12 protein-coding genes are annotated in these 16,005 nt (G+C 38.1%); all 12 read left to right on the forward strand.

Annotated features, from left to right (window positions below; all coding sequences use genetic code 11):
* A complete protein-coding gene (locus O1D97_RS04175; protein ID WP_269123082.1) occupies window positions 1-1,428 on the forward strand; it encodes a type VI secretion system contractile sheath domain-containing protein in 1,428 nt (475 codons plus the stop codon).
* Complete coding sequence (tssE, locus tag O1D97_RS04180) at window positions 1,425-1,847, forward strand: type VI secretion system baseplate subunit TssE (protein ID WP_269123084.1); 423 nt, start codon at window positions 1,425-1,427, stop codon at window positions 1,845-1,847. The genes O1D97_RS04175 and tssE overlap by 4 nt, the downstream gene beginning before the upstream one ends.
* Complete coding sequence (gene tssF, locus O1D97_RS04185) at window positions 1,840-3,618, forward strand: type VI secretion system baseplate subunit TssF (protein WP_269123086.1); 1,779 nt, start codon at window positions 1,840-1,842, stop codon at window positions 3,616-3,618. Before tssE ends, tssF begins: the two co-directional genes overlap by 8 nt.
* Entirely contained in the window at window positions 3,609-4,562 is a 954-nt protein-coding gene (locus tag O1D97_RS04190) for a type VI secretion system baseplate subunit TssG (protein WP_269123088.1), read from the forward strand. The genes tssF and O1D97_RS04190 overlap by 10 nt, the downstream gene beginning before the upstream one ends.
* A 14-nt stretch (window positions 4,563-4,576) precedes the next feature.
* The gene (tssH, locus tag O1D97_RS04195; protein ID WP_269123090.1) at window positions 4,577-7,186 is read left to right on the forward strand and encodes a type VI secretion system ATPase TssH; all 2,610 of its coding nucleotides are present in this window, start codon (window positions 4,577-4,579) and stop codon (window positions 7,184-7,186) included.
* Window positions 7,187-7,231: 45 nt separating this feature from the next.
* Complete coding sequence (locus O1D97_RS04200) at window positions 7,232-7,906, forward strand: substrate-binding periplasmic protein (protein ID WP_269123091.1); 675 nt, start codon at window positions 7,232-7,234, stop codon at window positions 7,904-7,906.
* A gap of 23 nt (window positions 7,907-7,929) precedes the next feature.
* The gene (locus O1D97_RS04205; RefSeq protein ID WP_269123093.1) at window positions 7,930-8,916 is read left to right on the forward strand and encodes a type VI secretion system-associated FHA domain protein; all 987 of its coding nucleotides are present in this window, start codon (window positions 7,930-7,932) and stop codon (window positions 8,914-8,916) included.
* Window positions 8,913-9,422 (forward strand): type VI secretion system lipoprotein TssJ, encoded by a 510-nt coding sequence (gene tssJ, locus O1D97_RS04210; RefSeq protein WP_269123095.1) that lies wholly within the window; start codon window positions 8,913-8,915, stop codon window positions 9,420-9,422. Before O1D97_RS04205 ends, tssJ begins: the two co-directional genes overlap by 4 nt.
* A gap of 10 nt (window positions 9,423-9,432) precedes the next feature.
* A complete protein-coding gene (gene tssK, locus O1D97_RS04215; RefSeq protein ID WP_269123097.1) occupies window positions 9,433-10,758 on the forward strand; it encodes a type VI secretion system baseplate subunit TssK in 1,326 nt (441 codons plus the stop codon).
* Window positions 10,759-10,762: 4 nt separating this feature from the next.
* Window positions 10,763-11,722: a type IVB secretion system protein IcmH/DotU gene (icmH, locus tag O1D97_RS04220; protein WP_269123099.1), complete on the forward strand. Its 960-nt coding sequence runs from the start codon at window positions 10,763-10,765 to the stop codon at window positions 11,720-11,722.
* A gap of 124 nt (window positions 11,723-11,846) precedes the next feature.
* Window positions 11,847-15,221, forward strand: coding sequence for a type VI secretion system membrane subunit TssM (gene tssM, locus O1D97_RS04225; protein ID WP_269123101.1), 3,375 nt, complete (start codon window positions 11,847-11,849; stop codon window positions 15,219-15,221).
* 3 nt (window positions 15,222-15,224) lie between these two features.
* A complete protein-coding gene (locus O1D97_RS04230) occupies window positions 15,225-15,965 on the forward strand; it encodes a protein kinase domain-containing protein (protein WP_269123103.1) in 741 nt (246 codons plus the stop codon).
* The last annotated feature ends 40 nt before the right edge of the window (window positions 15,966-16,005 follow it).

A 16,005-nucleotide genomic window follows, 5' to 3' on the forward strand; every position in this document is an offset into this window, starting at 1 on the left:
ATGACAATGTTTAAAGAGTCTTTGCAAAATGAGTTTAATAAACTCGATGCTGATCATGATGATTATCTTTTCTGTGCGCTGAAATTGTTAGCAGAATTGGATGAAGACATGTTAACAAATAAACGTATGTTAACTTCGTCAATAAGTCATTTGATCGCCAAAATTGATGAAGCACTCTCTGAACAAGTATCTAAAATTATTCATCACTCAGATTTCCAATTATTAGAAGCTACCTGGAATGGTGTGTATTCTTTGGCTCATTTACCTGTAAATGCTCACAAAGTTAAAGTCCGGATTTTGGACTTAAGCTGGGAGGAGTTATCTCATAATATGAATAACTCCATCTCATTAAGGCGTACCCTTTTATATAATTTGATTGGTAATCAAGAGCTTAATACATCGGGAGGACAACCGTTTGGTTTGGTTGTTGTTGATCGAGCTGTCTCATTTAGCTTGGATCAAGATTACGATGATATTTACACTCTCGAATTACTCGCTGGGTTGGGTGACTTATGTCTATGCCCTTTTATTTTTTCTCCTGCAAATGACTTCTTTGGTGAATCCGGGGCGGATTGGTTATCGGATACCCGCCGAGTGGAGAAAATTCTAGCTGGCCCTGAGTTTACGTCGTGGCAACGTTTAAGGCATTTACCAGAGGCTCGTTATCTGGGAATGGTCCTGCCAAGAATTAAATTAAGGGATCATTATTCGAATGATTCTTGTTCTAAATTTATTTTTGATGAGGCTTTTCAAAGAAATAAAGGATTATGGGGAAGTTCTGCGTTCTTATTTGCAAGCATTGCGATGAGAGAATTCAATCGAATTAATTGGTTTGGTTTTATGAAATCCCGTTGGCAAGATCAATATACGGGTGCATTAGTAAATGTTCCTCGAAATAATGTTGGCTCATTTAGCACTTATAACCCAACGCCTGATGTCAGAATGATTACTGACATGGGGGTCTTTTATGCAGAGCAAGGTTTTATCCCTCTTTGTCATAGTTTAATCACGGACAAATACTTCTTTAGAGGAAATAACTCGATTTGGAGAACGAGAGGAGAAGAAGGCGATGCTGTTATGGCGCAATTGCAAACGACATTAATGGTATGCCGAATCGCTCATTATTTAAAAGTTCAAATTCGTGGAATGATTGGTAACTTTCAAACAGCACAAGAGTGTGAGCAGTATTTGAACCGATGGTTAGATAGGTACTCAAGTAACTTATCGAGTGCGGATGAAGCTACCTTAGCGAAGTACCCTCTTAGTAAAGGATCTGTCGTTGTTAAAGAAATTGAGGGTGAACAAGGTCGGTATTCCTGCGATGTCATTATTCAGCCACAGTATCAATTTGATCATGTGTGTGGGGAGCTTATGCTCTCAACAGATTTAGGCGCTGATTCTAGTCGTTCAAATGGAGTATTAGCATGATCTTTTGGAAAGCTTTTTTAAAAAGCGATCAGAATAAAGGTGATGAGATTCTGGAATCTATTCGGTATCAATTAAGCACATTATTAAATTCTGAGGCGCCAATGATAGGGTTTTCGAAAGGGTTTAGAGAAGTAGACGCTTCCAATATGCGTTTTGGTTTAGATAGCTCTTATAGCATATCCAGTCAAATGGATAAGGATCAATTTGCTCGCTCAATTGAGTCATGGGTTCGGTCATTTGAGCCTCGTTTAAATGATGTCAGTGTTTTTATGGAAGAAAGTGATCCTAGAAAAAATGTTATTTGCTTCTCTTTAATGGCAAAAGTAAAAACAGAGAATGGAAATCATGTATTTCTTTTCGACTCCAATATAAGTTTGTCTGATCAAGTGGCAAATTTAGAGGGCCAGGAAGTTGTCTGATCAATTGATGCGTTACTTTGAAAGAGAGTTAGCCTATGTTCGGAAGTCGCTTTCCGAATTTGCCCAGTCGAATCCTGAGCAAGCGAATGCGCTCAAGTTGAATCAACGTAGTAATGAAGATCCTAATATAAGTCGATTAATCGATGGTATGGCTTTATTGACGGCAAAAACAGAAAAAAAGTTTGATGAGCAATTACCTGAACTGTTACAAGATTTGTTTAATATTCTATATCCAGGTTATTTACAGATTTCGCCAAGCTATGTTCCTGTCACTCTTAATGAAGATTTAGATAAACTCTCAGAACCTGTGTTGCTCCCAAGAGGCTCTCAGCTGTCAGCCGTATTAGACGGGTCAGAGGAATGTCTATTTTCTACCGTAGCCGATTTACAAATCGACCCTTACTATATTCAAAACATCCGTGCAGAGTCAGCGCCTTTTAATTTTGTTACGCCGAACAACTTGAAACAAGCGGATTCAGTTATTCAATTAGAGTTAGCGTCTGTTTCCCCTGATGCTGAATTTTGTCAATTGAATTTAAAACACTTTGATTTCTATGTTCGAGGGTTTGAGAATAATTCTAAGGGCCTGATAGATTTATTATTATTGAATACAGAAGTCATTTCGATTGTTTCTTCTGAAGGCGAGCAGATCGAAGTTTCTCCTTCACGTTTGAAATCTCGTATTTCTGATCCTAGCTTTCAATGGTTGCCCAAGTATGGAAACCATTTTAGTGGTTTTGATCTATTACGAGATTACTTTATTTATCCAGATAAAGCGGCTTACTTTAGGATTGAAGAGCTTGGTGATGAACTTACTTCTTTCTCCTCTTCTTCCTTAACCGTCAATTTTTTTGTAAAACAGCTTCCCGTTGAATATTTACGCTTATTCGACCGCAACGTCTTTAGTTTAAATACTGTTCCGACGATTAACTTATTTGAATGTCGAGGTGAACCGGTCAAGTATAATTTCTCTCAGTTATCTGTTCCTGTTATTGCGGACTTGCATTCAATGAATGAAAAAATTGTAGTCGCAGTGGATAAGGTGTACGAAGTGTTGCCGACGGGTGAAATTGAATTGAGCCCTCTCTATGAAGGTGGTTATTGGTTTGATGATACGCAGGCACAATGGCAAACCCATCAAACTTGGAATGAAAAAGGTGAGCGAAAAGTTACACTGTCGCTAAGTTACCTTTCTCCTCCACAAACACAGAGCAGTGTGTTGTTGTCTATGCAATTAAAAGCCTGTAATGGTCGTCTGCCATGCTTGTTATCTGAAAATCACTCTGTTGCGCTTTTAGAATCTATAGAGTTACCAGGTGTATTATCGCTTCTGAGTACACCGACTGCACCACAATACCCCAATCTAGATAATCAACTGAATTGGCGCTTTATTGCATTACTGAATGCGAATTTTTCCAGTTTAACTCAGTCTGATGATCCAATAAAAGTACTGCAAGAATCCCTCCGAATGTGTACACCTGAAAGAGTTTGCCCGCAAGCTGACGCGATAAAACAAGTTTCTTATCAACATATTGTGTCGCCAATGAGGGTTAATCAGCAATCTATTTTTGCTTCCGGTACAGTAGTTAATATCATGCTCGATGACAGTATATTGTCTGGAGATATTGCGATATTAGGCGAAGTTTTAAATTTATATTTAAAGCAATTTTGCAGCTTTGATCGTTTTATTCAACTACGAATCAAGCGTTTTGGGAATGACAAAGCCAGTATTGAGTATGAGAAAGTGCATGGGAGTCAGTTATGTCTTTAACGGCAACCATGTTCAATAACCCTCAACAATTTGAGTTTGTACAAGTAGTTCGTTTGTTGCGGCAAATATCACTAACTAAAAAAATACAATATCAATCGGATCCTATGCCTGTAGGTGATAATTTTGATGTGGTATCAATTGAAAATACATCTCAAAAAGTGAAAGTAACGGTCGGTTTAGAGGCATTATCTGGCTGTCGAGGTGTTATTCCGGATTATCTTTACCACGAATTATTACAAAGTTTGCATGATGATAGTTCTTCTCTACAATCCTTTTTAGATGTTTTTAATCAGCGATATTTAGAGTTGTTATCGAATGCTGTTACTACTCGTAATGCATTGTTGAGAGAAGAGCAGGAAGCGATCTTAGGTAAAACCTTAACGAGGCTCAGTCAGAAAACGGCCTTATCTCAACTTTATGCCTTACCCAATAGTCTTTTAGATAAATCAGATCCAAGCATTTTACGTTTTAGTTTTCTTATGGGGTTAAAAACTCGCTCTCTTCAAGGATTAAATCAAATACTGCGTGAGTACTTTAAATTAGATGTTGAGTCAAATGTGATTGCTAGCACTCCCTATCGAATGCCTAAACAGAGCTTTAGTCGGCTAGGAAGTCGTGTAGGACGTAACAATCAGCTAGGAGGAGGACTTTTATTAGGAAAACAAGGAACTCAACTTTATCAGGCATTAGAAATCCGAATACAACCAGCAAGTAGAAAAGAATACCTCAGTCTTTTGATGAACTCGCATTTTTCGAGTACTTTTCGACAGTTGGTGTCTGCATATTTACGAGAAGTTGTAGATGTGAAAATTTATTTGTTTGTAAAAAGGGCTTATATAGACGCTCCGGTTCTTTCCTCAAGCAATCTTGGTTTTCGGTTAGGTGAAGCAAATTGCCTTTCTCCCGAAAGAAAATTAAACGAATATCGTAAAATTCTACTGTAACCAGAGAGATTATTATGTCATACGTAAAGTTGGGAAATTTAGTAGGTAAGTTAGATTCAAGTTTAAGGGATGCTTTAGAACAGGCCGCAGGTGATGCGATGTCTCAAACGGTCAGTTCAATTGAGATTGAGCATTGGTTACTACAAGTAATTGCATTGAATGACTCCGATTTTAGCTCATTTCTTAAAAGCCAAAACGTAGATGTGACCGCACTGGTTGGGGAGTTATCGAATCGTATTGAACGTTTACCAAAAGGTGCGACGGGCCAGCCAACGATTAGTGGTGCCTTAAGCGAGTTAATGGAAGAATCTTGGGTGCAGGCGTCCGTTAATTTTGGACATGGAAAGATTCAGAGCTTACATCTGTTGCTAACACTTTTACAGACCGATGCGTTTGGTATTCAAAAACTAAAATTGAATAGCTTACAATCTATTTCAACTGAAGCGTTAAATGGCAAAATTGGCCAGTTAAAACAACCTTCGTCGGCTTCTTCTACTGGCGGGTCAGGTTCAGCAACAGAGCAACCTTCCGCTGGCGGTGCGTTAGAAAAATACACAGTCAATCTGACGCAACAGGCTCGAGACGGTAAGATTGATCCAATTTCTGGGCGGAATGTTGAAGTTCGCTTAGCTATTGATATTTTATGTCGTAAGCGCCAAAACAACCCTATTTTAGTCGGGGAACCAGGCGTAGGTAAAACCGCAGTGGTTGAAGGTCTAGCCTTACGTATTGTCAGTGGTGAAGTTCCTCCTATTATACAAGGTGTGGAAATTCACTCTTTAGATTTAGGTCTTTTACAGGCCGGAGCAAGCATTAAAGGCGAGTTTGAGAATCGCTTGAAAGATGTTATCAATGAAGTTAAAAGCTCTGAAACCCCTATCATTGTTTTTATTGATGAAGCTCACACATTGATTGGTGCAGGTGGTGCCGCAGGACAGAACGATGCGGCTAATTTATTGAAGCCAGCGCTTGCCCGTGGTGAGTTCAAATCTATAGCCGCTACTACTTGGGCAGAATATAAAAAATATTTTGAGAAAGACCCTGCTTTGACACGTCGTTTCCAAGTGGTAAAAGTGGAAGAACCAAGTGCAACAGATGCTATGCAAATGCTGCGAGGTGTGGCGGCTTCATTGAAGAAACATCATAAGGTCTTTATTCGCGAAGATGCTTTAGATGCCGCCGTGAATTTGTCTATTCGTTATTTACCATCGAGACAATTACCTGATAAAGCCATCAGTCTTTTAGATACGGCTTGCGCTCGTATTGCTTTAACTCAAGGAGCAAAGCCTGAACGTGTTGAATATTTAGAACAGAAAATTCGTTATTTAAACAGTGAGCTAGAAGCCTACAAAGTGGAAGATGCTGTATTAAGTGATTTATCAGAAGATAGACAATCCTTAGTCGACAGTATTGCTAAGCGACAGGTCGAGCTTGATGCCTTAAATGAGAAATGGCAACAAGAGCTAGATCTCGTTCAGCAAGTAATTGTTCTGAGTGATGAAATTCAAGAGCAACAAGAGCAAGGTGCGGTAAATTCGGAAAAACAAGTGCAATTACAAGGCTTGCTGAATCAGTTATCTGAGGTTCAAGGAGAGTCTCCATTAGTGTATTCCATGGTGGACTCCAGTGTGATTGCTGCTGTGATTTCAAGTTGGACCGGTATTCCTGCGGGCAGCATGGTAAAAGAAGAGGTTGCGGCTCTGCTGACGCTAGAAGATGCATTGCATAATCGTGTTATTGGTCAAGAAACGGCTATTGGTGAATTAGCAAAAAGTATTCGTATTTCCCGAGCAGGTTTAACAGATAGCCGTAAGCCTGTTGGCGTCTTTTTAATGTGTGGCCCAAGTGGTGTCGGTAAAACTGAAACAGCGATGGCGTTGGCCGATCAAGTTTTTGGTGGAGGCGATAATTTAACCGTTATTAATATGACTGAGTTTAAAGAAGAGCATAAAATTTCGATGCTTTTAGGCTCGCCTGCGGGTTACGTTGGGTTTGGTGAAGGGGGTGTGTTAACTGAAGCGATTCGTCGTAATCCATACTCCGTTTTATTATTGGATGAAATGGAAAAAGCGCATCCAGGTGTGCATGATTTGTTCTATCAAATTTTTGATAAAGGGCATATTAAAGACAGTGAAGGTCGCACTATCGACTTTAAAAACACCATTATTATCATGACGTCTAACGCCGCTGATCAGGCCATTTGTGATATCTGTGAAGAAACGGATGAACGCCCTGAAAATCAAACTTTGGTTGAACGTATTAGACCCGCATTACAAACTTTCTTTAAACCCGCCTTTTTGGGGCGTGCGACTATCGTACCTTATTACCCTTTAAACTCAGAAGAATTAGCAAAAATTTCGGTGATTAGTTTGAATCGAATTGCTAAAAAACTGGCAGAAAAATATAAAGCGACTTTCACTTGGGATGATAATTTTATTGATTTCATTGTGTCACGTAATACGGATCCGACAACCGGTGGTCGTGCTATAGAGCAAATTATTAACCGTGCTTTGATGCCGAAATTAGCGGAAGAGTGTATTCAGCGTTTAAGTGAAGGGTTAACAATTACCGAGGTAAACGTAACCGTGTCTCCAATGGGTGAATTTCAGCTGACTATCGCGTAAACGAGGCATATTGTGCATTTTACTCAGTGGATCAAAAAAATAACGATGTTAACCACCGTTGTAATGGGTGTTAATTCAGCTTTTGCAATCGATAGGTTGTATCTTGCGACTCAAATATGGGAGCCGTATCAGACTGTAGATGAAAAAGGTAACATTGGAGGGATTGCGGTAGAACGGGTCCAATGTGCTTTACGCCGAATGGGGCAACCGTATGAAATTCAAGTAATGAGTTGGGATAAAGCTCAGCTATTAGTTGAAACGAGTAAAATGCACGGTTATTTTGCTGGGTCTCTAAGTAAGTCAAGGGCCGCTTATGCGGTTCCTTCTGGGCCGGTTGTTTCTGAAAAATTATCATTGTTTGTATCCCCAGATGTATCTACAAGTATTGATGATGAAACAGCGAAGTATAACTTGCGATTTGGTGCCAAGTTTAATACCAATAAATGGCTATCTTTAAAGCAAGGTGGCTATAACGTAATTAAAAAACCAAGGGATGCTACCTCGTTATTGCAAATGCTGTGGCAAGGTGAACTAGATGTTGCCTTAGAATATGAACTGGTTTTCGAGCATTCCATGAAAAAATTGGACATTCCCTTGGATTACTTTAAGCGTATAGAGCAAGGCACTCAAGATTTAGCGGTGCATTTCTCTAAAGGGTTTGTTCGACAAAATCCAACATTCTTAACTGGTTTTAATAAATCGTTACGCTTATGTCTTTGAATATAGTGGATAAAGAGTAAATTATGAGTCTTAGTTTACAACTGGTTGAATTACCAGAAAACGAGCAAGTAGCCAGTAGACAAATTTCCATCTCTAATGCGGGTGGTACTATTGGGCGCTCGTTTGACTGTACTGTTCAACTGCCTGATTTTGACCGTACCCTATCTCGCGTTCATGCCGAAATAGTATTAGCCCCAAAAGGGGGATATCAAATTATTGATAGAAGTACGAATGGTGTGTTTGTAAATGGTCGCCTACTTGGCAAAGGTGGGAAGCATGAACTGTCGGACGGTGACAATATTAAGATGGGAGCTTATACCTTATTAGTTAGTGATATAGAGTCGTTGTTTGCCTCAAAAGATGAAGATCTTGATGTATTGAGTCAATCATCTCATAGTGAGCCAGACTCTAATCAGTTTGATGTGAAAAATCTAGAAACAGATCGCTCTTCTTTTAATGATGGCTTTTTACAAGATGAATCAGATTATGACGCCTTTTCTGTTGCTCAAAATCAGTCTCGTTCTTTTTCAAAAGAAAATGTCACCAGTCAAGATGTGTTTGGTTACGATCCTTTTGATGACTCCCAAGATGATATTGTGATGAAAGGTAAAGTATCGAACTCGTTGCTGGATGAGGATTCTTTAGAATATAAAGTTGATCCAGAAATGAGGCCAATTCAAAGAGTTAGTAGCAATAGTGAGGTCAGTGAATTGCAAGATAGTGTGACTCGCTTGAAGCAAATCGTTGAACAGCAGCAGAGCGCATTATCTAGCGCTATTGCTCATGAGCGGCTAATGGCTTGTTTAGAAGTCTCGTTAAATAAATTTTTAGAGGATTTACACCCAGATCATTTGGAAGAAGAATTTAATGATTATATCTCTGGGTGGGGATCAAAAGACAAGAAATATTGGAAATTATACAAAAAACAATTTATTCGCAAAAAAGAGAAAGGTGAATATTACCGCCAGTTTTACGCAATTTTGTTTGAGGAATTTAGAGGAAAACAATGAGGATTATTCTATTTGAAAGAGCTACTTTATTATTAATTAGTGCATTGCTTTTAATTGCTTGTAGCTCAAATTCACCCGCATTTTTATCTCCCTATAAAGTGGAATTTAATGTTATTCCAACCGATGATATTAATATTTATTCGGATGATGAAGCTCGACCGGTTAAAGTCAGAGTTTATCAATTAAATGAAATTGGCCCATTTAAAAATGCAGATTTTTTAAGTTTATATAATAAAGATAGAGAAATTCTTGCCGATTCGCTTATTGATGTCGTTACTTTGCCTCCCGTAATTCCTGGCGTCGCGCAGAAACTGAGCTTAGATATTCAACAAGAAGCTCGTTATTTAGCTGTACTTGTTGAGTTTGCAAATTATGAAACGACGACCACTAAATCTTTTATTGGGTTAGTGGAAGATCCTGATGAGCACTCTGTGTTTATTCGTATAACCAGTACCAAAATTGAATTAACTCAGCCAGTTGAATCAGCTTGGTGGCAAATATTTTGAGGAGCGTAGCGTGAGACGTCATCGTAAAGTCGTTTGGAACGAGGGGATGTTCGTTGCTCCTCAACACTTTCAGCAGCAAGAGCGCTATTTTCATCATTATATGGAGCAGTATATCGCTCAATCGACAGGAGCTCACCGTTATGGTGTTTCCACATTAGAAATTGATGAGCATCGCTTAAAAATAGGTAAGGTTGCTGTGACTCAATGTCGAGGCGTTTTTGCTGATGGAACGTATTTTGAGAATACTCAAGAATTGATTTTAGATATTCCAAATGCGACGTTGGAGAAGGTCGTCTATTTAGCTTTGCCGATCTCCATAGAAGGCGCAAATGAGTACGGAAATGAGGCGGAAAACAAACGCTATATTAAAGTCCCAATTAACTTGTTTGATTCCAGTGATGCTAGTCAAAGCTCTGTTGAAACGATTCTATCCGAGCCCAATGTTCGTTTAGTTTTAGAAGGAGAGGAAGTGACAGGAATGACTCTTATTCCTGTTGCTAAAATATTAGAAAAGCGCGAGAGTGGAGAAGTATTACTTGAAAAGAACTTTATTCCAGCATGCTTGCAATATGGTGCATCCATTGTCCTGAAAGAAAGGATGAAAGAGTTGCACGCATTAACTCAAGCTCGCGCAACAAGTGTTGTCCAGCGCATTGGTGTTGGACAAGATCGTAAAAGTGAGCAAAGCTTGATGAAGGAGTATCTTTGGCTACAAGCATTGAATCGCTGGTTACCTTGGCTACATCTTATCATTGAAAGACCAGAGACGATTCTCGAAGAAGTGTATGATGGCTTAATTCGTTTCTCCGCTGAGTTGAAAAGTTTTGTCCCGTGTGTAGCGGATGCTCCAGAAACATTAGTAAGAGAAGATTTGAAAAGCGTTTTTTCCAACGTATTTTCAGATTTAAGAGATCAATTATCGATGGTGCAGAATGATAATGTGACTGAAGTAAATTGGGACACAACGCTTTTTGAACGTCGACGTTTATTAAGAACATCAATTCCCAACTTGCATTTGATGGATAACAAACGTTTTGTACTCGCAATTGAGTCTTCAGTCGGCACGGCTATGCTTTCTCAAGTTTTTTCAAGTGCTTGTACATTAAGCGGTTTAAGTCAAATTGCTGACTTGGTTCGTAATGGTATTTCAGGGATCCCTTTAAATGTATTGCCTATAGCCCCTTCAGAGCTTAAACCGAGAGCAGATGTTTGCTATTTTGAGATTGATATTGCGCATGAATATTGGCAAGAAATTAAAAATAAGCGAGAGCCCATTGCTCTGCATGTGGATAGTCGGATATCTGATGTAAACATCATGCTTTATGCTTTAGGGTAGCCAAATGAATGAATTTCTTGATGAAGACACTGTTGCGATAGAGCAATCTGCGAAGGTTACTAAAAAATCTTTAGATGATATAGGGGCGTTTCTTGAGACGGCCAATACACTTAAGAATCATGCTAAGTACACCGCAGATTTACAGAAATACAATTTTTTCGAAAATCCAATAATGAGTGCTTGTTCAGAAGTACTATCGTTAACGGTTTCTATTGGGCGTATGTCCTGTCCAAATGATTTATTTTTGTTTCGTAATGGGCTTAAAAGAGCGATAACCGACTTAAAGTATAAAGTGTCTTTATTAGATTATCCTGCTTCCGTGCCCGATAAAACCTGCTTTTTGTTTTGTATCATGTTAGATGAACAAATTCTTCATAGTGAATGGGGGGAGGAGTCCGGCTGGGAAAATCAAACGCTAGTGAGTGAATTGTTTGGTATTAAAAACGGTGGTGAACAGTTTTATGCCGTCACAGAAAGAGCGCTTTCTCAACCGGTATTGTTGGCAGACCTTATTGAATTAATTTATGTTTTGTTAAAAATGGGCTTTCAGGGACAGTTTAGAGGAACGAATTCTCATCAAATCGACATGCTAGTTCAACGTTTAGAAACGACTATTTTTTCTAAGCATTTAATGACAGAGCCCAAAAATGGTTATGGAATTAATATGTCCCCTGATATTAGTCATTTGAAATTGACTAGACCAAAACGCCCCGTTAAGTATTGGCAACAATTTAGTATTTTTGGATTATTAATTGTGATTGTGTTGGGTGCGGTTTCTTATTGGTATGACACCACATTACCGCAAAGAGCTCGAGATTTTTATGCTTTAGAGAAATTTACAGATACCTATTACAGCGCAAAAAACTCACAGGCAACAGAATACACTTATACGAGTACCGTTGAAGAAATGGAGGCGGCGATAAGCCTCTATGGACGTCCTAACAATATAAATGAAAATGACTAGCTGGTTGAATAGCCTCTGTATAATAATGCACAGGTGTTAATAATGAGATCTTTATAGACTTTTAATGTAGGCACTTAAAAATGAAAAAAATAGAGCATTCATTGCTGCTATCTTAATAACCTTATTGATCGTTGCTTCGGCTTCCGGTTTTTTTTGGTTTTTTGATTTATGGTCTTTAAAGTCTTCTTTATGGCTCGTCATTCAAGTATCTGGTGTTATTCTCGTTAGCATATTGGCGTGTGTTTCTATCCTGTATCTCTGGAAAAAAAGAAAACCTAAGCAAGACAAAGAGGCGGCCCAAAAAGAGGCATATTCGAAACTACACTTTATTTCTCGATTTGATCAGCTTTGGAAGACTCAGGCTAAACGTACTACCTCTCCATATAGAACGCCATGGTATTTCTTTATCTCAGATCAAGGCCATGAAAGTCAGTCTATTATATTGCAACAAATGGGTTATGAATTAGTAGATAACGAAGATGATATTGAGATTGAAGGCTCGATTTTTCGCTTTTGGATAAGTGAAACGTCTGTTGTTGTAAGCGTATATTTAACAAATCAAGCGCCAGTATTAGCGCTACAATTAGACCAATTATTAGCTTTAATGACAAAGAAACGACCACGTCAAATGGCTAATGGCATAATTTCAACGCTATCCTTGTCACAGTTAGTTTTAGCAGATGATAAATCGTTATTTGATATTGCTAAACGTTATCGAGCAATCATAAAGGTATTAGATAATAGTAGTGGTCTTCAACTTCCTGTCTATACTGTTTTTAGTGAGCTTTCATCCGTAACGGATTTTTGTGAAGTATTTTCTACTTTAGATGAGAATATCCGAGAGAAGCCATTTGGTGCTTTAATGCCGGTTGAGAATAAAAACGGTTTTGATAAATCTTGGTTCAGTGATTCCTTTAATGAAATCCAAACGAATCTATCTAATAGCATTACCGTATTTTTAAAAAAGCAGTTAAATGCAGAGTATAGGGAATCTCTTGTTGCTGGGGTTTTCCAACTGAATGCATTAAAAACAGATGTTGAAAATTTCTTAATACAAACCTTTGAAGAGCATCATTACGATGACAAGCCTATTCGCTTTAGAGGGTATTTTTTTGTTAATTCTGGTGTTGAAAAAAAGCAGACCGATATTCTGACTATGGTTCATGCTTCGGACTTAGGGTATGAAAAAGTAAAAGAAAATACGGCGTCTAAAAGTAGCTTGAGTCTATTTGGTAAGAATTTAATCAGACGTTGTATCATCCGTGAATCCGACTTAGTTGGGGTCCATGTAAGGAAAGAAACCTTATTTAGGATGACTAAGACACTCGTATATGGTGGGTTAACCGCGATCTTTTTTGGTTTCTTAGTCTTACTTAAATCGAATTTTGACTATCAGCAGTCTCTTGATCAGCAAGCGATCGCTAAGTTAGATGAATACAAAACTAATTTACAGGCAAATGACGTAATTCAAGATGATTTAGCTTCTCCTGTATTTAGTTTGTTTGAGCTAAGGCAAATACACTTCTTATATCAACAACCTTCTCCTTGGTATGTCTCCACGTTTTTACCTGATTCGAGTATTCAGGATGAGGTAAAAGGAGAATACTATTCAGCTTTAGAGCGTATATTACTCGCATTAATGCGTGATTATTTAATGAAGGATCTTTTTGTTTACAATAAGTTAGATGATAAAGTTAAAACATTAGAGTTGCTTAACGTAGAACAAATATTATATGACCCTCAACGAGAAAATATTGATACCTTAGTGTCTTATTATATTAGTGCTTTAAAAGAAGAAGGTGAAGGGGATGAGCAGTTACTCAGTCGTTTTGAAGAACTCGCATACGATGTGTTATTAACCGACGCCGTTCCAAAGCCTGCGGATAGGGAGTTAATTGGTTTAGCGAAATCCACATTAACATCTGAAGATATGAGTGAGCTTTTGTATCAACATATTTTACAGAATCCTCATTTCGCTAAACGTGTTGATTTTAGAGAGCAATTAGGACCGTCTTATCAACAGGTATTTAAGTTTAAGGACAATTTCTCTGGATACCTCATCCCATATCTATTTACCCAAGCTGGTTTCCACGATCTGTATACGAGTACTGGTTTTGAGCTAGCAAGTGAGGCCATTAAATCTTATGAAGGCGTTATGGGAAGAATTAATGGTGAAGCGGAAATAAATAAGATAAACAAACAATTACGAGATAGATTTATTGCTGACTATATCCAATATTGGAAACAGTTTGCCTCAAAAGTGGAATGGGTTAAAACGAAAGAGTGGGGAGACAGTAAACTACAAATGAGTATGGCGGCTGATAGCTCTTTCTCACCTTTAATTTACTTTTATAAAGTTATTGACGTTAATACTCGCTTACATTTCGATGTGACAGAAATAGCGAAAGAAGAAGCCGTACAAAAAGAAGAAGTGGTACAAAAGGAAGAAAATCGAGAATCTAAAGGGTTGGTATCTGATCAAAGTGATACGGCCAATCGTGTTGCTGCTTCAATATCCTCTCCTTTTACCTCTTATCATAGACTAATCTCAGTGGATGAAACTGGACAAAGTCGATTAAATGTAGCGCTTGTGCAACTACAAAAAACATTAGCTTGGGTTGATCAAGCCAATGAAGAGCAGAGTCGAGGGCAGTACTTTCTAGATCAATTAGAAAATGCAGATACAAGCAATGTTTTAATGCAGCTTTCTGACTTATCTTCCAGGTATAGAATATCCATTTTACCTGACTTGCTAAAAGGTCAAGCGGGTATCATTAATAGTCTCGCTTTAGCGGATATTCGTACATTGATGAATCGTGATTGGCAGAATGTTAAGCAGTTTTATAACTCAAAGATAGCGGGCCGTTATCCTATCAATAAAACCTCTAAGAATGATATTAGCTTGCTTGATTTTAAAGCCTTCTTTGGAAAAGAAAGTATCTATGTTGATTTTTCAAAACGCTATAATAAATACCTTTCTAAAAATGATAATGATCTGATTATAAAGGGGTTCTTACCCCGTCAGTACTTTGTGTTAAATAATCATTACCGTACTTTTGATCAAAAATGGCAAAAAATACAAACAACTTTATTCAGTCATGATGAGCTTGCTACACAATTCTTTATTCGAGCCAAATCCATGACACCAGATTTAATCCGTTTTTCTTTAAATGGTGAAAGTTCTTTGTTCAGTTATACCAATGGTCCAACCTTATGGAAGCGTTTGGAATGGCCTACGCCTACGGCTCAAGATGAGCAAATCACTCTGGAGCTAGTGAATAGAAAAAACACTCGTTATCGCCAAAGTGTCTCAGGTTATTGGAATTGGTTTAGAGTTGCTGATTTAATGAGAAGTTCTCGTCAATTTGGCACTAAAGATGCTCTATTAAGCTTTACCTATGATAAGAGCACGGTTGAATTATTAATAAAGTCTGAGCTTGAATATAATCCGTTCTCACCAAACTTCTTTGCTGGGATAGTTGTGCCAGAGCGATTGTGATGGATGTTTGATTTAGATACATGGTTATCGTCTCAAGAAGATTATGAAAAAGCCGTATTGTTGGGGAAAAAAAGCGCAAAACTCTCTCTTAATAATACGGCTGTTCACAAGTTGAAATGGGGCCTTGACCAAAAGGATGACTATTTTCTAAGGAAAGAGGCTGTTTGGCTGAAACGTATTCACCCTCATTCATTTTTTATACATAGTCTAATTTATGAAGGTCAATTTTTACTGTTATTGGAATATATTCACGGTGAAAGCTTGTCGAAGGTGCTGCAAGGCTCAAAGCAAAGGTCTTTATTTACGGCTAATAAACGAGCTCAATTTCTTCAATCCTTATTTGAAAGTGTAAAAGAGCTGCATGAACGAGGTATTGTTCATGGCGACTTAAAAGCCGCGAATGTGATTCTAGTAAATGAAACGGAAGCACGATTAATTGACTTTGCCGCAGCGAGTTGGATTGGGTCTGATAATACAATTAAGCCCTATATAATGAGAACGCCGAGTTATGCGCTGCCTGAGTCTATAGAGCAAGCCAAGGTGCTTGCGATAATTGATTGGTATGCATTTTTTATTATTTTCGATTTGCTGCATTTCATGACGCCTGTAACGCTTAAAACGCATTCTTTATCGGATTATATCGCCTTCCATGATAAACAACTGGCAGAATCCCTTGTTGAGCTTGAAATAAAGCAACAGTTAAAACAGAAGCTTGACGAAGTACAATATTATTTCAGAACATAAAAAAGCCCCAAAATATAGTAACTATGTCACTATGATTTTA

It is taken from the genome of Marinomonas phaeophyticola, from assembly GCF_026966905.1.
Classification (GTDB): Bacteria; Pseudomonadota; Gammaproteobacteria; order Pseudomonadales; family Marinomonadaceae; genus Marinomonas; species Marinomonas phaeophyticola.

What these genes read in the sequence shown, in the direction of transcription:
- tssE (WP_269123084.1), top strand. Translation starts at nt 1,425, where the DNA reads ATGATCTTTTGGAAAGCTTTTTTAAAAAGCGATCAGAATAAAGGTGAT.
- O1D97_RS04190 (WP_269123088.1), top strand. Translation starts at nt 3,609, where the DNA reads ATGTCTTTAACGGCAACCATGTTCAATAACCCTCAACAATTTGAGTTT.
- O1D97_RS04200 (WP_269123091.1), top strand. Translation starts at nt 7,232, where the DNA reads ATGTTAACCACCGTTGTAATGGGTGTTAATTCAGCTTTTGCAATCGAT.
- icmH (WP_269123099.1), top strand. Translation starts at nt 10,763, where the DNA reads ATGAATGAATTTCTTGATGAAGACACTGTTGCGATAGAGCAATCTGCG.
- O1D97_RS04205 (WP_269123093.1), top strand. Translation starts at nt 7,930, where the DNA reads ATGAGTCTTAGTTTACAACTGGTTGAATTACCAGAAAACGAGCAAGTA.
- O1D97_RS04175 (WP_269123082.1), top strand. Translation starts at nt 1, where the DNA reads ATGACAATGTTTAAAGAGTCTTTGCAAAATGAGTTTAATAAACTCGAT.
- O1D97_RS04230 (WP_269123103.1), top strand. Translation starts at nt 15,225, where the DNA reads ATGTTTGATTTAGATACATGGTTATCGTCTCAAGAAGATTATGAAAAA.
- tssJ (WP_269123095.1), top strand. Translation starts at nt 8,913, where the DNA reads ATGAGGATTATTCTATTTGAAAGAGCTACTTTATTATTAATTAGTGCA.
- tssH (WP_269123090.1), top strand. Translation starts at nt 4,577, where the DNA reads ATGTCATACGTAAAGTTGGGAAATTTAGTAGGTAAGTTAGATTCAAGT.